Here is a 20,206-nt window from a genome sequence, read left to right on the forward strand (position 1 = left end):
GCATAGTTGATACGTCCCCCGGCGTAAAGCCGGGCACCCCTCCCCCGATGCAGGAAGCCGTCCATGCCAGTCCCCGCCAAGGCTTTCCAACGATGGCTGCAAGGAGTTGCACAATCGGCGAGTATGGCCGATATCAGCCGCATCTCGGGCGTCAAGCGCACCACTCTGGCGCAGCAACTGGTGCGGGGCAAGGTCGCGGAGTCAACGGTAGTCAGCATCAGCCGTGCTTTCGGCGTCAACCCCGTGACTGCGCTTGCCTTCTTTGACACCTTCATTAGCTTGCGCATAGAACAACCGCCTCCGAGGCCGGAGGAGCTGGTCAGCCAGATCGCCACGACTGACCTGTTGCACGCAGTGATTGCCCGCTCAATCCCGGACGATCCGGGAGTGCCACCTGTGCCGCAGCCCCCGCTCATCCCTGCACCCCACGCAACCTCCGTGAAGAACTGGGTGGACGCCATCGACGACGGCGAGCTCCGGCACCGGGTCTCGGCCGCAACCGGCATCGCACCCCAAAATTATTCCGCCCAGCTGACGGCCAACCGCCTGACCCCCGAACTGGCGATTGCAACTGCGGTGGCAGCGGGCGTGGCTCCAACGAGCGGTTTGGTCGCAACGGGTCTCATCAGCGAGGAGGAGGCGGGGTGGGCCCCGGAAGCCCGGCAGCGGGCTTTGGCCGGCTTGTCAGACGGAGAACTCGCTTCCATGGCAGGAGAGCGGCTACAAGCCATTGGCAGGACGTTGCGCCGCCAGGAGCTGGACCATGAACGAACAGAAAAGATTTGGGAGAACCTCGGATGATCGAAGTCCTGCAGTGGTCCACACTCGCAGTATGCAGTGCCGTGGCGCTGGCTCGCATCCCCAGCGCCCTCCGAGGACGGAACCGCTCCCTCTTCGCCATTTTTGTGCTGGCCACTGTGGCCATCCTCCTCAGCATCCGGGAGCCGTACCTGGCCGTGGATTCATGGCTGGGCTCTGAAAATTACACCAACCTCATCCTCCGGTTCATCATCTACGCCACTGTCTTCCTCGCCGGGCGTGGGATAGCCCGGGCATTTGACGCTCCAAAGGCACTGCGCCGACTCACAGGCACTGTTGGTGCGTGCGTTCTTGGCCTCATCATCCTTGCCACAGTTGCATTTTTTCTCCTGGCGGATACTACAGGGTCCTCGGCAGGCCTTTCAGCGCTTCCCAGCAGGAGTCCTGAAAACCACCTGCTGATAGAGCTTTACGGTTCTGCCGGACGGCTCTACCCGGCCTACGTTGCAGCCTGTTTATTGCCCGTCACGTTCAAAGCCGCCATGCAGCAGCCGCTTCCTGGTGCCGTACGCTGCGGAGCCGTTTTACTATCGCTCGGGTTCGTAGCCTTGTTCCTCGGGATGCTCTTCCCTGTTATCCCCGAGCCGCTCGCATTTCTCCGGCCCCTCATCAACTACACAGCGGTCCTGGCCCTGATGACGGGACTGACCAGCATTTGGCTCGGGAGGGTCCTGCTGCGGCGGGCCAAGCCGTCTCTGAGGACATTTACAGAAAAGTAATAAGAGGGGCTTTCACAAAATCATTAGAACGTGAAACAATCATGAATGTGTGAACACCTTGAAGCGGCGTTGGGGGTAGGGATAATCTGCCCGACGCCGGCTCGGTGTAAGCAATGTTGGGGGATGAGTGGTGGCGGGCTGTTGGGGACCGCCCCCACTCAGCCTATTTAACGGGCCTTGTCGGGCTGCAGAAGCTTCCGCTACCGCGCGAACCTTAGCGTAACCAACTGGAACGGCCGCAGTGTCAGCTCCACGGAGTCCTTTCCGGCGCTGATGCCAGGGACTTCAGCCGGTCGTTCCAGCAGGTCGACGGCATGCACGGACTCAACCGGGAAGTTGGCCGTGATCAAGCCCGCGGACCGTTCCCCCAAGGACTCGTAGAGCCGGACAATTACGTCTCCGGAGCCGTCTTCTGCGAGTTTGACAGACTCAATCACCAGGGCCTGGTTGAAGACCGAAAACAACGCCTCCACAGGCTGCCCTCCTGTGACGATCCGCGGGGCAAGGTTGGTGCGGTAGCCTTCTTCCACTGCGTCCGCTATGGTCGCTCCCGGCCGGATGCTGACTGTCAGCTCGTGCACTCCGCGGTCTGCTGCGGGATCAGGAAACTTCGCCGCCCGGAGCAGCGAGAGGCGAACGGTGGTGGTCGTGCCGCCGTCGCTCCTCACATTCCGTGTCACGTCGTGTCCATACGTGGAGGAATTCGAGATGGCCACTCCGTAACCCGGTTCCGATACGTGGATCCACCGGTGGGCGCAGATTTCGAACTTGGCGGCCTCCCAGGATGTGTTCAGGTGGGTGGGACGGAACACGTGGCCGAACTGGGTCTCGGATGCAGAGCGGTCAGCCCGGACATCCAGCGGGAATCCGAGCTTGAGCAGCTTTTGACTCTCCTGCCAGTCGACGGCAGTTGAAATGGTCAGGGAGTCGGCTCCGGCTTCAAGGGAGATCCGCTGGGTCACTGCTGACGAGCCGGCCAGCCGCTCCACAACGACGACGGCGTCCCAGCCGCCGCGTTCCAACGTCACCGACCGCGCCTCCTGCAGTGATGTGACGTTGCGGCGGTAGAACTCATCGATGTCCCACCCGTCCCATTCGTTGGGAGTGTCCCGGTGGAGTTCCAGATGGTTCCCGAACTGGCCGGGCGCTATTGCCTCGCGCCCTGTGGAGTAGTCCATGAGTGAGGTCAGGAGTCCGTTGCCATCCACTACAGCCCGGATGACACCGTTATCCAGGATGTACCCTCCTGCTTTTTCCGTCACGGTCACGGGAGTCTCTGAGCGCACCGGTTCAGCTATGGCGAGCGCGGGTACGCCATAACGCTCATGCGGTGCGGCATTCAGGAGGAACTTTTGCCCGCCTTCCCCCAGCAGGGCCGTGACTGCGTTGCCGATGACAGCTTCGAGGCTTTCCATGACAGCGGCGTAGTTCCGCTCGGCATCCTGGTGCACCCAGGCGATGGAACTGCCGGGCAGGATGTCATGAAACTGGTGCAGGAGAACCAGTTGCCAGAGCCGTTTAAGTTCGGCCTGGGGATAGTCATAAGAGCCGCCGGTACGCACTGCGGCCGTTGCACACCACAACTCAGCTTCCCTCAGCAAATGCTCGCTGCGGCGGTTGCCCAGTTTGGTCTTTGCTTGGCTGGTGTAGGTGCCCCGATGCAGCTCCAGGTACATTTCGCCTACCCAGACGGGCAAGGCACTGTACTCGGCTTCGGCTTCGGCAAAAAAACTCTGGGGGGTTCCGATACGGACCCGCGGCGAGCCCTCCAGATCAGCCGTACGGTGCGCCGCTGCGACCATTTCACGCGTCGGTCCGCCGCCGCCGTCGCCATAGCCGAAGGGAACGAGGGAAACAGTGCCGCGCCCATGGTCCCGGTAGTTCCGTTCCGCATGGGCGAGGTCCCGCCCGCTCAATTCGGAGTTGTAGGTGTCAACCGGTGGGAAGTGCGTGAACAGGCGCGTACCGTCGATTCCTTCCCACTGGAAGGTGTGGTGCGGCATCCTGTTCACTTGGTTCCAGGAAATCTTCTGCGTCAGGAACCACCGGCTTCCGGCAGCTTTCACGATCTGCGGAAGGGCAGCCGAATATCCGAACGAATCCGGAAGCCATGCCTCCTGGCAGTCCACGCCGAACTCCCTCAAAAAGAAGCTCTTGCCTTCAATGAATTGGCGGGCCATGGCTTCCCCGCCGGGCATGTTGGTGTCCGATTCGACCCACATTCCCCCCACGGGGACGAATTGTCCGGACGCGACCTTCTCGCGGATGCGTCCAAAGAGCTCAGGGTAATACTCCTTCATCCACGCCAGTTGCTGGGCGGACGAGCAGGAGAACACAAAGTCAGGGTATTCGTCCATCAGTGCCACAACGTTGGAGAATGTCCTCGCGCATTTGCGGACAGTTTCCCGGATGGGCCACAGCCAGGCCGAGTCGATGTGGGCGTGGCCGGTAGCAACGAGTCTGTGGGAGGACGCGTAGGCCGGCCGGGACAGAACGGTGGCCAGTGCTTCACGGCCGGCAGCAGCCGTGCCAGCGACGTCCTCCGGGTCCATGACGTCCATCATTCGCTCAAGTGCCCGGAGAATCTCGTGGCGGCGCGGAAGCTCCATTGGAAGCTCGTGCATCAGGCCATGGAGCGTCCAGACATCCTGCTGAAGCTCCCAGACAGTCTGGTTCATTTCCGCAATGGCTATCGTTCCGAGCCTGTACTGGGGCTCGGTGCCGGCGGTGACCTTGTCGCCATAGGGAGAAGGCGCAAAAGTCCAGCCCTGGGCTACGTCGGGATTGGCAGCGGCCTCCACATAGAAATCGATCGCCATGCCGCTGCCCAGGAGCTTCAGCGGAACATACTGGTTCCGCGGTGAAATGGCCTTGATGATGGTGCCATCCGGACGCCAGGCGATTCCTTCACACTGGAAGCCCGGGAGTTCCGTGGTGAAACCGAGGTCGACGACGATTTCCACGGTTGTGTCCGGCAGGGTCCCCCAGGAATCCGGCACTTCACCCTGCAGCCGCAGCCATTTTGTACTCCACGGCTTTCCCCAGGGCACCCCGTGTTCCTGGGGTAAGAACTCCTGGCGCAGGGCTTCGATCACAGGAACGGGCTCGTCAGGGACATCCCAACTGCTCAGGGACAACTCCGTGGTGCGGGTATAAACGGCGGCACTGATACGTTCGCGCATAAAGCGGTCGAGACGCACTTCCGTGATCCGGCGGTCGTCGTGCACTTGATTCCTCTTTAAGCTCGTATCCGGGTAGCTGCTGGAAAAGTCTGTGGCTGGAACGTGACCTTCAGTTTGCTTGCGATCCAGTCACCTTCCCGTGGGCAGAAGACAGTTTCCATTCGATGGATAAAATCTACTTGTCCGAAAGTGTATTACCAACCCCGGATCCTATCCTGCCAGCGGCGTCGGAACCGTGATCCTGTGCTCCCCCGCGTAAACGTTAAGGCTGGTCGCGCGGCTGAAACCCACCAGCGTCATTCCGCTTGCTTCAGCCAGTTCAACAGCAAGGCTGGACGGAGCACTCACCGCTGCCAGGGCAGGGATTCCGGCTAACGAAGCCTTTTGGACAAGCTCAAAGGAGGCCCGGCCCGAGACCTGTAATACTGTGCCGGCGAGCGGAAGGAGTCGCTCCCTCAACGCCCAGCCCACAACTTTGTCCACAGCGTTGTGACGTCCCACGTCTTCCCGGAGGCAGAGGAGTTCAGCGTCGCCGTCCTCCTGTATCCGGAAGAGACCGGCAGCATGGACTCCCCCTGTCGCGTCAAACAGCGACTGGGCCGCGCGAAGCCGATCGGGAAGGGAAGTGAGGGTGCCGAGCGGTATCGACATGGTGTCTGCCGCCGGGCTGAACCGGGACGATTTCCTTACCGCCTCGATGGAGTCTGTGCCGCAGATGCCACAGGAACTCGATGTGTAGACGTTCCTCCCGGTTTCCGGAACTGCCACGTCAGGCCGCAACTGCGCCTCCACCACGTTGAAGGTCTGCACGCCATTCTCGTCTTCGCCGGCGCAGAACCTCAATGAGACGAGCTGATCCGGGTCCCAGATGACACCCTCGGAAACGAGGAAACCTGCCACGAGGTCAAAATCATTTCCCGGGGTCCTCATCGTTACGGAGAAAGAAAGAGATCCAAGCCGGATCTCCAGAGGCTCCTCGACGGCCAGGACGTCCTCTTTATGCCGAACAGGGAAGTCAACTGCACCCGCAGAGCCGTCCATGACGAACTTGTGAATTTTGCGGCGTACGCTCATGCGTCCCATGGTCAGCCCTGACTTTCGTTCATATCTCCATCATTGCAAGCGCGGGCGGGCTATGCCAGCGAGTCCTGTTCAGAAGGAAACGGTCAGTCCAGGAGTGCACTCCAGTCCACCGGTCCATCCGCCGCTGCACTTTTCCTGGCAGTCCTTTTGACGGACTGTTTCCCTGCTGGCTTTCCGGCTCCCGCATCGGCAACGGATCCAGGGGCTGCAACGCCGGCGCCCCATGGCAATGCGAAAGCCGGAACCAGCTCCCCGAGTTGCACCCCATGGGGAGGTACCACCAGTACGCCGTCAGCGGAGGCAAGTCCGCGCATCATGCCTGGCCCCGCATGTTTCGCCGGCGAGGCCATGCCATAGAGCAATCTGTACGGCACCAGCCGCGTTCGCCCGGGGTCCGGTTCGATCGTCGTCCCGCTGGGGACTTCGCTGACGGGAGTCATGGGCTGGTGTCCAAGGGCCGCCAGAAGGGGTGCCCCCACGGTCGACAGGGCCAGCATCGCCGCCAGCGGATTTCCTGGCAGGCCCAGGACGAATCTGCCATCCGGCAGTTCGGCGAGTACCACCGGGTGCCCGGGCCGCATAGCCACCCCGTCGATCAGGAGTCGTCCGCCCAGATCGGCGACGGCCTGCCGTAGATGGTCCGTGCCGCTGCGTCCGGTGCCTCCTGTGGTGATGACGACGTCGGCCGGCAAGCTTTCCGGGGCAGGGAGGCTTTCGGGGGCAGGCAGGCCGCCGTCAGGTTCAGGAATGCTGTCTTCCAGGCCCGCATGCCAATCGGCGTAGCCGTCCCCAATCCTGGCCTGGGAAGCGCAGATTCCCCCGAGCATGGCCACGACGGAGGCAAGTTGCGGTCCAAAGGTATCCCGAACCTGCCCAGGCGCGGGCAGGCCTTTGCTGACCACCTCCCCGCCCGTGAGAAGCAGCTTTACCACCGGTTTGCCCAGGACCTCGACAGTGTCATGGCCTGCCAGGGCGGCAAGAGCAATGTGGGCGGGGTTCAGGACCGTGCCGCTCTGGACAAGGGTCTCACCGCTTAAGGCCTCCTCCCCCGCCTTACGGATGTGCTGGCCGTTCCGTGGTTCACCTGGACGTGCCCCGCCGCCTACAGCCAGGACAGGAAGCCCCTCATCGTCCGTTGTCAGAACTCCGCTTTCACTCCGCAGCACCGCTTTCGCACCGGGCGGGATAAGTCCTCCGGTAACAATTGGGCTGGCCTCATGCGGAGCCAACCGCTGTCCCGGTTCCGAGAGTATCCAGGGTCCTGTGCCATTCACCGCCCAGCCGTCCATTGCCGACGACGCATAATGCGGGATGTCCTGCAGGGCCACGACGTCCGTTGCCAATGTCCTGCCGATGGCGTCGGCGAGCCTCACCGGCCCGGCCGGAATGGGAGCGGCGCAGTCGAAGGAGGCCTGCCTGGCCTCTTGCCAGGTGTGCGCAAGATGCTGGGGAGTCCGGCTGCTGCCGTCGTCGGGCACTTCATTTTCTGCGTAAGGGTGGGAAGGGTCTGAGAGGCTTTCCCCCTCAGCCTCCGGAAGACCCGTTGTCATGCGCTGGGAACTCCGGTGTTTGCCGGCGGCCCGCCTGCGTAGTCCTTGGCAACGGTGCGGGCAACGCCGAGGGCTGCCTGCATTGAATGTGCATCATTGGCCTGCCCGGAACCAGATGCCAGGCCAGCCGCGAAACCGGCAATGAACGTGGTCAGCGGGGCGGCGGGCCGGACGATGGAGTGCGCGGCCACTCCGGCCACCGCGAGTACTTCGTTGATGTCCACTTCAACGTTCTCCAGTTCGAAGGCCTGAAGCAACGCCCGGCACCACTCTTCCAGCGTTTCATCCTGGCTTTTCACGAACTGCCTCCAAAAATCACCTGTCGTTGTGGGCACCACAACCGGTCTGAGCCTGGCCTTTACTGCTCCCGGTTGGACACCCCTAGTGCGGCGGCATCGTCCCAGGTGTCCACATCGTCCGTGGATCCCGAAGGAACGGTAACCAGCCTCACGTCAAGCCTAGCAAGGAGCCAGAAAACGGAGGCGTCCCTTAGGCCGCCCCGCAGATGGGCCTCGTCGACGGCGCGTAACAGCGAATCAGTCCGGTAAAGTCCCGCAAGAGGCTGCTTCCTGCCCTCTTGGGTCACCGCCATCACTCCGTCGCTGCCCGAAGCATGGTTGGCTCCGGCAGCGGTGACGTCCACGTTTCTCCGAAGTACCTGAACCGCGGCTGCTGAGTGAGGCATGTCGCACGCCAGGATCAGGGTGAGCGGGGCCGGCGTTCCGCTAGGGTCCTCGGCCAGGGCTCCCAGCCCTGCTGCAATCGCTGACGCTGGACCTGAAAACGGCGGGTCCTCCCTGCACGCCAGGACTCCTGCCGGCAGTACCCCTGGGTCCGGACCTACCACAACAGTCTTAGCCGCTCCTTCCGCGGCTCGAAGGGCCCGCGCGAGGAGGGTTTCGCCGTCGTACATCAACCCCGATTTGGGCACACCGCCCAGACGGGAGGAACGGCCACCGGCCAGGATTACGGCATCAAAGGCCGCAGACATTGGTTCCACAAGATAAGCCTATGCGGCCTGTGAAGGCTACAAGGCAACGCCGCCGGGAGGTCTGTGGAAATCCCTAGGCTGCGGATTCCGGGAGCAGGAACGGATCCCATTCGGGCGTTGGTTTCTCAAGCTCTTTGATCTGCCAGATTGTGCCTACCGGAGGTGCAGGCGAAAACCTCAGCTTCCAGCCCATCTCGGAAGGTGTATGGTCCCCCTTCGCGTTGTTGCAACGCAGGCAGGCGGCCACAAGGTTGTCCCATGAATGAGCGCCGCCCCTGGACTTGGGGTGGACGTGATCTATCGTGTGGGCAGCTTTGCCGCAGTAGGCGCAGCGGTGTCCGTCACGGCGCAGCACCCCCCGCCGGCTCACTGCCGTCGCAGTGTTGTACCGTGGCCGGATATAGCGGTTAAGCAGGATCACGGATGGCCGGCCCAGGATCTCCTGCGGTCCGACGACGGGATCGTCGCCTTCGGCCACAACACTGGCTTTTCCAGCGAGCACAAGCACCAGCGCCCGGCGGAAGGTGACTACCGCCAGCGGTTCATATCCAGCATTCAGAACGAGTGTGCGCATGCGCATACCTCTTCACGGCCGCACCCGTCAGGGGCACGAGGGCCGGCTGCCCTCGGCATGTCCGGGCTAAGGATCGACATCACCAGAGTAAACACTGAATGCCCGAATTGCCGAATCCGGTTGGGAAACCAGGACCGTGTTGCCTGCTCCGGATTGCCGCGAACGGCAGAATGGTCCCTGCCGCAGTGGCAGGGACCATTCCGAAGTGTCCGGTTGTGGTTTTGCAGCCGGCCGTGGTCTTAGTGGTACCGGAACCAACCGTTGCGGGGTGTCACACCCGAGATGTCGCCCATATTGTTTCTGTCGAAGACGCGTGCCTGGACGCCGCCGAAGAACACCTTTGGCATGGTCCTGATTTGCTGGGTCGGGTAGACGTCCGGGACCATGATCGACAACGAGCCGGGAGAATTTTCGCTACGGTCAAAGATGGGATCGTGGATTTGCGCGTCCAGCAGATCCGAATAGGAATTGGCGAAGGACAGATGCAGCCCGCTATCCTCGGTGAGCTTCTGATCTGAGTAGCGCCCCGCAACGATCAGCTTCGGGCGTATGTGGCGGATCACGCCGGTGGTGTTTTCGTGATTGATTCCACACGACGTCAACGAACCGCCGCCCGTACCTTGGGTCCAGGTGTGGAGGTCCTCGGTGTAGATGTTCTCCGTCTTCCAGAAGGTCACCATTCCGGAGATACCGTGATGGGCATAAACACGCTTGACGACGGCATCACGGGAGTTGTTGTAGCCCAGAGCCGAGGCGCCAACACGGAGCCCTGTCACGGCATCGCGGTTGTCGAACTCGCAATCCTCAACCAGCATGTTGTTGCAGTAGTTCTGGCCGAGGCTGAATGTCTCGCCGGGTGGGTAGTTTGCATAGCCCCGGTTGGCGCCGTGGAACTTGATGCGCCGGAACGTGGCGTTCGGTGTGTTGGCGATACCGAAGCCGTTGTAGTGATGCCCCTGCTCTGTTCCTATGAAACTAAAGTCTTGGAATACGGGTGACTGACTGCCGTTGGCCATAAACCACATGAACAGCGGGTTGGTCCCGCTGGAAGGTTCCACGTGCGCTTGGGTTGACGAGTTGGGAATCATCCGGAAACGTGTGACACCCACACCCGATCCAGCGATACCTTTCAATCCCACAGGAAGGCGGATTCCGTCATGCCACCCCGTTGGGCTCCTGAAGTCCGTCCAAGTGAATTCACCCGCGGGAAAAGTGATGATCTTTCCAGCAGGCACCTTGTTGAAAACGCTCTGGAGAGAATCACCGGGCACGAACAGATCTTCGTAGCGGACATACTCAGGACCGGAAGGCCGCATCACCGTTCCAGTATCTGTCAAAGCAGGCTCTGTGGGGCTTGCTGTGGGGGTTGCGGTAGGGGTTTCTGTAGGCGTGGGAGTGGATGCGTCCGTCTGGCGGTGGAGTCCCCACGCGTGACCATCGGGATCGGCGGCAGCTGTGACGCCGAATACTGCGAGAGCCCCGGCGCCGGCGATAAAGAACCGGCGATCAATGGGTTTGCTGTTGGTGCTCAAATGCTTGGGATGTTTCATCGTTCTTCCTTACTGGGGGTTTGGCCGAGCGAATTGGTCTGGATGAGGGTATGGGTCATCGCAGTGGGTGTTTTCGGTTTAGGAAGCAGTGCTCAAGTAATCACAAGGACTGCTTCAGAAGATTGCCGCAGGTCCGGCAGGGCTCTGCTTGGGAAATCACGCTCGAAGCGCAGCAGGGATCGGTTGGGATACACCGAATATATGGTCGAAGATTCGTACCGAACATGATTGTGCTCGATTGCAGAATCCGTCGTATTCCAATCCCGGCCATAAATGACAGGGATGGGGTGTGGCAGCAGCGCCTTCCGGCGAAGCTCCGGGCAAGGACGCATTGAGCGTGTGCCGTAACTCCCGGACAACGGAGTTGCCGGGTGCTTCTTTCGAGAAAAGCAGAGGGGATCGAGCCCGGTATAAACCGACCCCAATCCCCTCATCCAGCCAATGACACCAGGAGCGTCAAATGGCTGGCTTGTAACTCAAACTTTTGGTGTCGTTAGCCGCCTACGCGGATAAAGACCGGGCCGGAGCCGACGTTGACGCTGAACAGGGCAGTGGTTCCGCCATTCCAGCCACCGTGAACTGCCTGGCCGTTGCCGACGTAAACCGCGATGTGGGCCATGCCCATTCCGCCGTTCTCGTAGTACGCAAGGTCACCGGGCTGAGCTTCGGCAGCGCTGACCGTGCGGCCGAGGGACAGGTAACCTGCCGGCCAGCCGTGGTAGTTGATGCCGACGGCAGCCAGGGAGTTGGTTGCCAGCATGGTGCAGTCCTGGGCAACGCCGAGCTGTGCATACGCGGCGGCGGCGATCGAAGCGCCCAGGCCGCTTGAGGCTGCGGGGGCGGCAGGAGCCGAGACGGCAGCTGCGACAGACGCGTTGGCGGCGACGGGCGCTGCCGGGGCGGCTTCCTGCACCTCGACGACGGGCTTGGGTGCTTCGACGACAGGAGCCGGCGTGGTTGAGACAGCAGGCTTCTCGTAGGAGATAGCAATCGTGGAAGCAGCTGAGATTGTCGCCGGAGTGGCGGACTTCACTTCGAGGGTGGACGCAGAGGTGGATTCGCGCTGAACGCTGGTGTCTGCCGCGTTGGCGGCAATTCCACTGGTCAGGACCAGGCCGGAGGCAGCAGCGATAACCGCAGCCTGACGGCCCACACCACCGGCGTTGTCGCCGACGGACTTGGCAATGACAGCCAGCGAGTTGGTCTTGGTGACCTCGGCGCGGTGCCGTGCAATGGTTGCACGTGTAGTCATTAATTTTCTCTCTTTCGTATTCCTCGGACCGCGGGGCAGGCCGTGGGCTATGGACGCTCCGGCATCTTGGGGGTAGGCCGGAACGCCCCGAACGGGTTACTTAGCGAAGGGTGTAAAACGAGGAGGTGCCTGTTGCAGACACCGCGTGCAGGAGCGTGCCCTGCGAGGGGTTCAGCGCGCTGATCATCATGCCGTTGCCAACGTAGATACCAACGTGGGCACCGCCGTTTTGCATGACCAGGTCACCGGGGGCGGGAGTGGAAGTGGGCGTCATGGACGTCCAGGCATTCGTACGGGGGATGCTGATGCCGGCCTGGGCGTAAACCCACTGGGTAAAGCCTGAGCAGTCCCAGCCACTGGGAGTGGTGCCGCCCCACAGGTAGGGGCTGCCGATGCCGGTGTAGGCGATTGCTGCCAAGCCCGATGCAGCCGCTGACGAGGCGGCCGGCTTCTCGGTGGTGGCAGCCAGCTCGATTCCCGGCTCCTCGGACTGTGCCTTGACAGTCTCGATCTTCGGCGCTGCCTCGGTGGTCACGGACGGACGCTCGAACACAACCTTGGCGGTCGGCTCGGCGGTTACCGCGATCTGGGTGGACTGTGAGCCTGATTCCGCGGTGGCGGCAACTCCAGGATTGCCCTCCGCTGCATTGGCTGGCAGGCCGGCAGCAAGAATGAGCCCTGAAGCAGCTGCAACGACAGCAGCTTGGCGACCAAAGGTTCCCGCGTTGTTAGCAACGGCTTTAGACACGGAACCCAAGGGGTTCATGCGCACCGATTGAGCACGGTGGCGCGCAGCATTGTGGCGTGAAGACACGAAAGTAGCCTCTCCCAATGCCTACGAGGTGAGCTGTCGGATTCGGATGGGAGTCACCCGGCCACTTGGCTTCCTGAGAAGCTTCGCGACTTAACCCCAAGGTCTTCTTGCGAAGACCAAAATTGGTTCCCCCGCCTCTGCCAGACGATGTAATGCGAACGGACCTTGAGCGGTGGCAGAGTTAGGCAATCCACTCAAGAGCGCCAACTTCGGAAAAGTTGGCGTGGTTTAGACGGTACAGGACTTTGGATTGAATGTCACATTCAGGTCACGGCATGTCACAGGAAACTGAGAGTAATCCATCGTCTAAGTCAGAGCCAGCCCATGGGGTCAACAACTTCGCCATTGACCATCACTTCGAAGTGGAGGTGGCAGCCAGTGGACGCGCCGGTGGTCCCGCTGAGCGCCACGGTGTCGCCTCGGCTTACCGTCTGGCCCACGTTGACATTGAATGAGGATAAGTGGTTGTACGTGGTTTCAAGCCCGTTGCCGTGATCGATGACCACACGGTTTCCGCCTCCGAAGGGATGCCAGCCCGCAAAGGTGACTGTGCCGCTCGCTGCTGCGTGGACGGCGGTACCGCACTGTGCCGCAAAGTCCTGGCCGCGGTGGAATTCACCGTAGCCACCGGTGATAGGGCTGACGCGGTAACCGAAGGGGGAGGCAGTAATAAGGGAATCCAGCGGAGTTCCCAGGCTTCCGGCGGAAGCCGCCCGGCTAACGGTGCCAGCGGACTGTGCGCTCAGGAGTTGCTTGAGTTTGCCGTCAGGATCACCGGTGGTGGAGACGGCAGTACGGCTGAAATCAACCTTCGCGCCCGCAGCTGCGGAGACTTCAGGCTGGACCGAGGCGGAAAGCACAGCTCCCGTGGAGCCGATTTCGCCGGTGGCTGCCAGAGGGCTTGTGGCCGGAACCGTGACAGTGAGGATCAATCCTGTGGCTGCCAGGGCGATGCCGGCTTTTTGTCCTACACCACTGGCTCCCGCGAATTCTGTGACCTGACGAAAGGGGCTGCGTCTGCGGCGAGCGTCCCGGTGCAGGTCCCGGGGACGGCCAGCGGCGGTGACAGCTTCGGATACTCGCGGCTCCAAAGCAGGACCTGTCGCACGGCGACGGCCCCTGGCGTTCTGGGTGGTCAAAGGTCTTCCTCTCTGGATAGCCTGCGAAGTTAGCTGTCGGATTCGGATCAGAGAGTGCAAAGATCCGGTCCGCCATGCAAGCATTCCGGCACAAAGGATCCCTGAGAGGGACCTTCGTTGGTGTGCTTGCTGCTGGCGGACTTCACCCCGAGGCTGTTTCTCAACAGCCGGTTGTGGTTCCCCCGCCTCTGCCAGTAGGTGACTCGTGCACCTGATCTGCTGGCAGAGCTCGGCTCCAGATCAGGTAACGCTTTAGTGTCGGCGCTAGTGCTCAACTATAGGCGATTAAATAGTGCAGTAATAATTTCGTTATATTTGGTCTGCCCCCAAAGGCCCGCTGTCCTGCTCAGTGGCTGATGAGGACGTCAGCTGACGGTAACAAACACGTGAGCCGCAACTTCGGGCGGTAATTCCAGCGCACCTTCGATGTCCGGCACGCGCACTGAGATGTACTCGCCCACGCGCTCTAGTGAAATGGTTGCGCCGGGCCGGATTCCACCTTCGTCGAGCTGAACAAGTAGTTCCGGCTCCACCTGGATCGGTTCGGCAAGCCTGCTGATCCTGACATTGGAGTTGGCCCGGTAAGTGGACATTGCCACCAGAAGATTAACGGCCCCGTCGCTGAAGGGCTGCGAGGGTTCCCCACCCAGGGCTGCGAGTCCGGGGATCGGGTTTCCATAGGGGGATTCCGTTGGATGGTTGAGCATTTCGTAGATCCGGCGCTCAACCCGCTCACTCATTACATGCTCCCAGCGGCATGCCTCATCGTGGACGTATGCCCAGTCCAGACCGATCACGTCGGCAAGCAGGCGCTCGGCCAGGCGGTGCTTGCGCATAACTTCGGTAGCGCGTTTCCGGCCTATTACGGTTAACTCCAGATGCCGGTCGCCCGAAACAACCACTAGCCCATCCCGCTCCATGCGCCCAATGGTCTGCGAGACCGTAGGCCCCGAATGACGCAGGCGCTCTGCAATGCGGGCACGAAGGGCCACAATGTTTTCTTCTTCAAGCTCCAAAATCGTCCGAAGATACATCTCGGTTGTATCGATCAGATCCGTCATCCAGCTCAGCTCCTCGAGCTCAGTATCTTGCGTCGTCAGCCGTACCTCGTGCCAGACCGTGCCGGCGGTCCCAGGGCCCCCGCAACGCAACCCGGCCCGGGTGCTGTACGTCAGGCCAGCTTAACGTATTTTGAACTACTCCGGATAATCTCTGCCAAGCAATGGGCGACTCCGTTGGTCATGACCGGAGTGTGACGGTCAAATTCCGTCAATGGGCTCCGTCAGGCAGAATAAACGGGAGTCTTTGTTGCAGCAACCGTTACCTGCCGGGCCATCTCCTACGTCCAAAGTCGAAAATTGGAGCCATTGTGAGCGACACCAGCATCACTATCCCCGCCAACCTCCTACCCAAGGACGGACGGTTCGGTGCGGGCCCGTCCAAGGTCCGCCCGGAGCAGATGGATGCACTGGCCGCGGCTTCGGCAACCCTGCTGGGAACCTCCCACCGCCAGGCACCTGTAAAGAACCTCGTTGGATCCGTCCGTCAAGGCCTGAGTGAGTTCTTCCAGGCCCCGGAGGGTTACGAAGTCATCCTGGGCGTAGGCGGTTCCACAGCATTCTGGGATGTCGCGGCATTCGGGTTGGTGGAACGGAAAGCCCAGCACCTGTCCTTTGGCGAGTTCGGTTCGAAATTTGCCGCGGCCACCAACAAGGCGCCCTTCCTTGAGCCCTCCTCCATCATCAAGGCTGAGCCCGGCACCCGGCCCGCCCCTGCTGCTGAGGCCGGCGTTGATGTGTATGCATGGCCCCAGAATGAAACCTCCACTGGTGTTGCCGCCCCCGTCAGGCGTGTCCTCGGGGCTGATGAAGGTTCCCTCGTCCTGGTGGACGCAACTTCCGCTGCGGGCGGGCTCGACGTGGATGTGGCCGAGACCGACGTCTACTACTTCGCGCCGCAGAAGAACTTTGCCTCCGATGGCGGCCTGTGGCTCGGGCTGTTCTCGCCGGCTGCCTTGGAGCGGTCAGCTCGTATTAAGGCGAGCGGCAGGTGGATCCCCGATTTCCTCGACCTCCAGACGGCAATCGACAACTCCCTGCTCAATCAGACTTACAACACCCCTGCGCTGGCCACGCTGGTGACTTTGGACGCCCAGGTGCAGTGGCTCAACGCCAACGGAGGCTTGGACTTCGCTGCAAAACGGACAGCAGACTCTGCTGGCCGGATTTATGACTGGGCTGAAGCTTCCGAGTACGCCACACCCTACGTCGTCAATCCTGAGGACCGCTCCAACGTCATAGCCACCATCGACTTCGATGACTCCATCGACGCTTCCGCAATTGCCAAGGTGCTCCGCGGCAACGGGATCGTTGATACCGAGCCTTACCGCAAGCTGGGACGCAACCAGCTGAGGATCGCCACGTTCGTGGCCATCGAACCTGATGACATCACCGCTTTGCTGGCAAGCATCGATTACGTCGTTGCTGAACTGAAGAAGTAGCAGTCTGAAAGTCCTGTAGCCATACATCAAGGCCAGCGTCCGCGGGCGCCGCCCGGGTTTACGCCTGGCGGCGCCGTCGCCGTCTTTGGCTAAACGGTTTCCTCGTCGGAAGGGGCGGCCTCGTCAGATGGCTCGGTCTTATCAGATGGCTCGGCGGCCTCATCAGAGGGCCCTGCCTCGTCCAAGGCTTCAGGGGATTCTGCTGAGCGCCCAGTCTCTGGATCAGCAACTTCCGGCACGACGTCAGCCACTGCTGCAGCGATCAGACCCTCCGCCGCAGCGTCAATCCCGGCGTCCCCATCTCCAGGATGGTTTTCGTTGTCGGGCTCATCGTCTTGGCGGGCATCTTCCGGGCGTACCCGCTCCGCCCAAGGAACCCACTCGGGGGCAAGAATTGAATCTTCTGACGGAAGCAGTCCAAGTTCGTTGACGGTTATGGTTTTGGACCGGGAGTTCCTTGTCAGAACGGCGTACCATTGCCACCCTTGGTAGCCTGCCAGCTTCGATTCGAAAAGGTGGGTGACAACACGGTCCCCTTCCGTCCGGGCAGCCATATGCCTGCCGATCTGGGAGGCCGGTGCGATCCCCTCTACTGCTGTCCGGGCAACATCCACGGCCGCAGCCAGAAGGGCATCGGGTTTTCCGGTACGCCAGACCGGCACGCCTGTACGTCTTTTCGCAGGCTTTGATTCAGTCTGATCGGATTCCGAAGTCATTGGGAGGCCTAGGCGTCCAGCTCGTCGGCAACCTTACGCAGGGCAGCCGCAATGGCCTTGCCCTTGTTACCCTCCGGATACTTCCCGGCGGAGAGCGTTCCCGACAGGTTGTCCAGAACCGTTACCAGATCCTGGACCATAGGCGCCAGGTCCTTGGCGTTGGCGCGCTTCGCCTTGGCGATGGAAGGCGTCTTGTCCAGGACACGCAAACCCAAGGCCTGGGCGCCCTTCCGGCCGTCGGCCACGCCGAACTCAACACGGGTTCCAGCCTTAAGTTCCGTGATGCCCTCAGGCAGCGAAGATTTGGGCAGGAACACCTCTTGGCCATCTTCCCCTGCAAGGAAACCGAAACCTTTGTCCTTGTCGTACCACTTGACCTTGCCGGTGGGCATGCAATCAACCTTCTTCGTTCTTCTGCGACTGGGAAACAGGCCTCCGCCTCCGCGTAGTTGGCGGGTTTGGGCATGACGCCTGATCCATATTGGTCTGTTACGTCAACATTATCCTGCCGGGCCCGTGTTTCCTGCTTTCAGCCCTCGGGCGCCTGGCTGTTAGCGTTGCGTTCATGATTCCCTCCCGCTTCCAGCGGCCCTTCCAGATAATCGCCGCTGCCGTGGCCATTCTGTCCCTCATTGCTGTGGGCGCCGTTATGGCCCTGGCTTTTACAGGCATAGTTGCCCCCGTCTGGATTACTTCGGCGGCGCTGTACGGCCTGCCCCTCGCGTTCCTCTTGATGTTGGCCCTGATTGCAGACGGAGTGGTCCGCCGGCGGGCAGGAAAGTCCCCCGGGCGGTAACGTTGGACTGATGTCCCTTATTCGCGCGCTCAGCAAGGAATTGGAGGCGCGCAGCGATGAATCGTTGCGGGCTCTCTTCTCCGCGCGACCGGACCTTATCTCCCCTGGCGTACCGGATTTTGCGGCTTTGGCGGCGCGAGCCAGCGGCAGGGTCAGTGTCCAGCGTGCCTTGGAGCGGCTGAACCGCCCCCAGATGCAGGTGCTGGAGGCACTGCACCTGTGCACCAACACTGACACCGGCCACAGCGCCTCCGCTCCGGTCCTGAAAAAAGTGATTGCAGGTTCCACCGTCTCGGTGATTGAACAGCTGCTGCACTCGCTTCAGGAGCTGGCACTGGTGCAACGCGCCGAACCTCCCCACGGCACCCCATCTGCGGGCACCAGACATCGCTTCTATCTCCCCGTTGGGAGCCTCAGGGACGTCGTCGGAATCTATCCGGCAGGGCTGGGTCGCAGCTACACCGAACTGGTCCGCCTGCAACCGGCCTTTTCCCAACGCGTCGTCCAGATCGTGTCAGAGCTCCGGGCAGCAGGCGCAGAGATCCATCCGGCCACCACCCCCATGGATGCAGCGCTGGCCCTGCAGCATTGGACCTCGTCGCCCGAGGCGCTGCAGGAGATCCTTGCCGCTGCACCAGGCCGGACCACAGCGCTGCTGGCACGGTTTGGAAACTGGGCCATGGGAGCTGTTCCCCAGGCACAACGCCGGACATCACTGGCAAACGAAAGTCACGACGTCGGGCCTGTCGACTGGCTCTTGGCCCGGGGCTTGCTCGTCCCCCTGGACGCTGCCCACGTGGAACTCCCCCACAGCGTGGGCATGTCGCTCCGCGGAGGGGCAATTATCGAGCACTTCACCCTGACGCCACCGGTCCCGAAACTCGGGTTCACCACGTCGGCATTGCGCAGGAACGCCGCCCTTGGTGCGATCGCCGAGACCCTTCGTCTGACCGGCGAGTTGCTCTTCGTCATCCGCGGTCAACCCCTGGTGACCCTGCGCAGTGGCGGCGTTGGGGTTCGCGAGATGAGGCGCCTTGCGGAGGCGCTGAGGATTGAACTGCATCAAGCCAACCTCCTCGTTGAGCTATGTGCCCTCGCCGGGCTCTTACGGCTCGACGTCGACAGTTCCTCGTGGGTTCAACCCCCGCAGCTGGAGTGGCTCGCCCTTCCCCGCCAGGAGCAGTGGCTGTGGCTCGTTAATGCCTGGCTGGCCAGTGAACGGGCTCCTTCGCTCGTGGGTCAACCCATGTCAGCTCAAGGAGCCGCGACAAACCGCGGAGCGGCGGGCAACGTCATCAACGCGCTGTCGGCGGAAGCCCAGCGCCCCGACGCCCCGATCGTGCGGAAGCGAATCCTGGAGATACTGCATGAGTTGACCATCGAGGCTGCTGCGCCTGACGGAAAGGCCCCGGTACTCGATGCTGATGCCGTCCTGGAGCGCGCCGAATGGGCCCAGCCCCGAATGGCCCGGCGCTTCGGCTCCCTGATCCGGGGCGTCCTGGCCGAGGCTGAGATGTTGGGCCTGATCGGATCCGGGGCACTCAGTCAACTTGGTTCTGCGATGGCCTCAGGCCAGGCTGACGATGCTCTCGGCATCCTGGGAGAGCACCTGCCAGCAGCCCTGAACCATGTGCTCTTGCAAGCGGACCTTACGGCCGTCGCGCCTGGCTATCTTGCGCCGGAACTCAGCGAAAAGCTCCTCCTGATGGCAGACGCCGAGGGTCAGGGACCGGCAACCATCTACCGGTTCTCCGTTCCTTCAATCCGCCGGGCCCTCGACGCCGGCATGGACGCACGCCTGATCATGGAATTCCTGCACAGTCATTCGGCCACGGCGGTCCCCCAGCCGCTGCAGTATCTGGTGGAAGATACCGCCGCCAGGCACGGGAAGCTGCGTGTTGGCGCGGCGGCCAGTTACATCCAGGCCGATGATGAAGACACTCTCCTGGAGCTGCTCAACAACTCCAACGCGTCCGGCCTGGGTCTGGTCCGGCTCGCCCCGACAGTCCTCGTTTCGTCCGCCACTCCCCGGGAGACCGCCCAGGTTCTGCGGGGCTTGGGTCTCTCCCCGGCGCTGGAAGACCAAGAGACCGCAACCGTCCGGCTGCGGCGCACCACAGCGGTGGGCGGCAGCGGCATACCTGTATATACGGCGCCGCGGACAGCACCACCGGAATCGGACGTAAACGCCCAGCTCGCGGTTCTCCGGCAGGACCGCAGTGAAAACGGCGGCCGGCAGTCAACCGTCTCAGGGGACTCGCGGACGAAAGGCCTTCCAGAGGGGCGCAATAACAGTGAAGAAGTCACGCAACTCGGGCTGGAGACGCTCCAGAAGGCGATCCGGCTCAAGCAACGGGTCACGATGAACATCGTGGACAACCTCGGGAATGCGAACAGGGAAACGGTTGTTCCGGTAGCTGTATCCGGCGGCAGGGTCCGCGTGTTCGACCCCCACAAAGAAATCGAGCGGGTTCTCTCCATCCACCGCATTATCGACGTTGAACCAGCAGAGGAATAGCAC

Annotated in this window: 18 protein-coding genes and 2 riboswitches; of the genes, 5 read left to right on the top strand and 13 right to left on the bottom strand. The window is 61.9% G+C overall.

Going from position 1 to position 20,206, the window contains the following annotated elements:
* Positions 1 to 63 precede the first annotated feature (63 nt).
* Entirely contained in the window at positions 64 to 801 is a 738-nt protein-coding gene (locus tag MU551_RS20585) for a hypothetical protein (protein ID WP_247048420.1), read from the top strand.
* Positions 798 to 1,538: a hypothetical protein gene (locus tag MU551_RS20590; protein WP_247048421.1), complete on the top strand. Its 741-nt coding sequence runs from the start codon at positions 798 to 800 to the stop codon at positions 1,536 to 1,538. The genes MU551_RS20585 and MU551_RS20590 overlap by 4 nt, the downstream gene beginning before the upstream one ends.
* A gap of 200 nt (positions 1,539 to 1,738) precedes the next feature.
* On the opposite strand, the gene MU551_RS20595 is transcribed toward MU551_RS20590, so the two are convergent.
* From MU551_RS20595 to MU551_RS20645, 11 genes are all read right to left on the bottom strand, one after another.
* Entirely contained in the window at positions 1,739 to 4,765 is a 3,027-nt protein-coding gene (locus MU551_RS20595) for an alpha-mannosidase (protein ID WP_247048422.1), read from the bottom strand.
* Between the two features lie 165 nt (positions 4,766 to 4,930).
* The gene (gene fdhD / locus MU551_RS20600; RefSeq protein WP_247048423.1) at positions 4,931 to 5,803 is read right to left on the bottom strand and encodes a formate dehydrogenase accessory sulfurtransferase FdhD; all 873 of its coding nucleotides are present in this window, start codon (positions 5,801 to 5,803) and stop codon (positions 4,931 to 4,933) included.
* An 83-nt stretch (positions 5,804 to 5,886) separates the two neighbouring features.
* Positions 5,887 to 7,353, bottom strand: coding sequence for a molybdopterin molybdotransferase MoeA (locus MU551_RS20605; RefSeq protein ID WP_247048424.1), 1,467 nt, complete (start codon positions 7,351 to 7,353; stop codon positions 5,887 to 5,889).
* Entirely contained in the window at positions 7,350 to 7,652 is a 303-nt protein-coding gene (locus MU551_RS20610) for a DUF6457 domain-containing protein (protein ID WP_247048425.1), read from the bottom strand. Before MU551_RS20610 ends, MU551_RS20605 begins: the two co-directional genes overlap by 4 nt.
* Before the next feature lie 59 nt (positions 7,653 to 7,711).
* Positions 7,712 to 8,344, bottom strand: coding sequence for a molybdenum cofactor guanylyltransferase (mobA, locus tag MU551_RS20615; RefSeq protein WP_247048475.1), 633 nt, complete (start codon positions 8,342 to 8,344; stop codon positions 7,712 to 7,714).
* Positions 8,345 to 8,417: 73 nt separating this feature from the next.
* Positions 8,418 to 8,918, bottom strand: a complete 501-nt coding sequence (locus tag MU551_RS20620) for an HNH endonuclease (protein ID WP_247048426.1) — start codon at positions 8,916 to 8,918, stop codon at positions 8,418 to 8,420.
* A gap of 239 nt (positions 8,919 to 9,157) precedes the next feature.
* Positions 9,158 to 10,468, bottom strand: coding sequence for a hypothetical protein (locus tag MU551_RS20625; protein WP_247048427.1), 1,311 nt, complete (start codon positions 10,466 to 10,468; stop codon positions 9,158 to 9,160).
* Between the two features lie 493 nt (positions 10,469 to 10,961).
* Positions 10,962 to 11,720 (bottom strand): NlpC/P60 family protein, encoded by a 759-nt coding sequence (locus MU551_RS20630; RefSeq protein WP_247048428.1) that lies wholly within the window; start codon positions 11,718 to 11,720, stop codon positions 10,962 to 10,964.
* A gap of 100 nt (positions 11,721 to 11,820) precedes the next feature.
* On the bottom strand, positions 11,821 to 12,534 hold the full coding sequence (locus MU551_RS20635) for a C40 family peptidase (protein WP_247048429.1): 714 nt from the start codon (positions 12,532 to 12,534) through the stop codon (positions 11,821 to 11,823).
* A gap of 4 nt (positions 12,535 to 12,538) precedes the next feature.
* Positions 12,539 to 12,716, bottom strand: a riboswitch (cyclic di-AMP (ydaO/yuaA leader).
* A gap of 129 nt (positions 12,717 to 12,845) precedes the next feature.
* The gene (locus MU551_RS20640; protein ID WP_247048430.1) at positions 12,846 to 13,673 is read right to left on the bottom strand and encodes a M23 family metallopeptidase; all 828 of its coding nucleotides are present in this window, start codon (positions 13,671 to 13,673) and stop codon (positions 12,846 to 12,848) included.
* A gap of 3 nt (positions 13,674 to 13,676) precedes the next feature.
* Positions 13,677 to 13,887: riboswitch (cyclic di-AMP (ydaO/yuaA leader) on the bottom strand.
* A 151-nt stretch (positions 13,888 to 14,038) separates the two neighbouring features.
* On the bottom strand, positions 14,039 to 14,734 hold the full coding sequence (locus MU551_RS20645; RefSeq protein WP_247048431.1) for an iron-dependent transcriptional repressor DtxR: 696 nt from the start codon (positions 14,732 to 14,734) through the stop codon (positions 14,039 to 14,041).
* 308 nt (positions 14,735 to 15,042) lie between these two features.
* On the opposite strand from MU551_RS20645, the gene serC reads away from it, so the two are divergent.
* Complete coding sequence (gene serC, locus MU551_RS20650; protein ID WP_247048432.1) at positions 15,043 to 16,173, top strand: phosphoserine transaminase; 1,131 nt, start codon at positions 15,043 to 15,045, stop codon at positions 16,171 to 16,173.
* A gap of 89 nt (positions 16,174 to 16,262) precedes the next feature.
* On the opposite strand, the gene MU551_RS20655 is transcribed toward serC, so the two are convergent.
* Together MU551_RS20655 and MU551_RS20660 are read right to left on the bottom strand one after the other, a co-directional pair.
* Positions 16,263 to 16,889: a DUF3027 domain-containing protein gene (locus MU551_RS20655; protein WP_247048433.1), complete on the bottom strand. Its 627-nt coding sequence runs from the start codon at positions 16,887 to 16,889 to the stop codon at positions 16,263 to 16,265.
* An 8-nt stretch (positions 16,890 to 16,897) separates the two neighbouring features.
* Entirely contained in the window at positions 16,898 to 17,281 is a 384-nt protein-coding gene (locus tag MU551_RS20660) for a cold-shock protein (RefSeq protein ID WP_247048434.1), read from the bottom strand.
* A gap of 173 nt (positions 17,282 to 17,454) precedes the next feature.
* On the opposite strand from MU551_RS20660, the gene MU551_RS20665 reads away from it, so the two are divergent.
* Positions 17,455 to 17,685: a hypothetical protein gene (locus MU551_RS20665; protein WP_247048435.1), complete on the top strand. Its 231-nt coding sequence runs from the start codon at positions 17,455 to 17,457 to the stop codon at positions 17,683 to 17,685.
* A gap of 10 nt (positions 17,686 to 17,695) precedes the next feature.
* A complete protein-coding gene (locus MU551_RS20670) occupies positions 17,696 to 20,203 on the top strand; it encodes a helicase-associated domain-containing protein (protein WP_247048436.1) in 2,508 nt (835 codons plus the stop codon).
* Positions 20,204 to 20,206 lie beyond the last annotated feature (3 nt).

The organism is Arthrobacter rhizosphaerae (genome assembly GCF_023062595.1).
In the GTDB taxonomy this organism is placed as follows: Bacteria; Actinomycetota; Actinomycetes; order Actinomycetales; family Micrococcaceae; genus Arthrobacter; species Arthrobacter rhizosphaerae.

Bases quoted from the DNA above. Each gene is read 5' to 3' on its own strand.
- MU551_RS20660 (WP_247048434.1), bottom strand. From the start codon at position 17,281: ATGCCCACCGGCAAGGTCAAGTGGTACGACAAGGACAAAGGTTTCGGT.
- MU551_RS20590 (WP_247048421.1), top strand. From the start codon at position 798: ATGATCGAAGTCCTGCAGTGGTCCACACTCGCAGTATGCAGTGCCGTG.
- MU551_RS20585 (WP_247048420.1), top strand. From the start codon at position 64: ATGCCAGTCCCCGCCAAGGCTTTCCAACGATGGCTGCAAGGAGTTGCA.
- MU551_RS20630 (WP_247048428.1), bottom strand. From the start codon at position 11,720: ATGACTACACGTGCAACCATTGCACGGCACCGCGCCGAGGTCACCAAG.
- MU551_RS20645 (WP_247048431.1), bottom strand. From the start codon at position 14,734: ATGACGGATCTGATCGATACAACCGAGATGTATCTTCGGACGATTTTG.
- MU551_RS20605 (WP_247048424.1), bottom strand. From the start codon at position 7,353: ATGACAACGGGTCTTCCGGAGGCTGAGGGGGAAAGCCTCTCAGACCCT.
- MU551_RS20665 (WP_247048435.1), top strand. From the start codon at position 17,455: ATGATTCCCTCCCGCTTCCAGCGGCCCTTCCAGATAATCGCCGCTGCC.
- MU551_RS20670 (WP_247048436.1), top strand. From the start codon at position 17,696: ATGTCCCTTATTCGCGCGCTCAGCAAGGAATTGGAGGCGCGCAGCGAT.
- fdhD (WP_247048423.1), bottom strand. From the start codon at position 5,803: ATGGGACGCATGAGCGTACGCCGCAAAATTCACAAGTTCGTCATGGAC.
- mobA (WP_247048475.1), bottom strand. From the start codon at position 8,344: ATGTCTGCGGCCTTTGATGCCGTAATCCTGGCCGGTGGCCGTTCCTCC.
- MU551_RS20620 (WP_247048426.1), bottom strand. From the start codon at position 8,918: ATGCGCACACTCGTTCTGAATGCTGGATATGAACCGCTGGCGGTAGTC.
- MU551_RS20655 (WP_247048433.1), bottom strand. From the start codon at position 16,889: ATGACTTCGGAATCCGATCAGACTGAATCAAAGCCTGCGAAAAGACGT.
- MU551_RS20625 (WP_247048427.1), bottom strand. From the start codon at position 10,468: ATGAAACATCCCAAGCATTTGAGCACCAACAGCAAACCCATTGATCGC.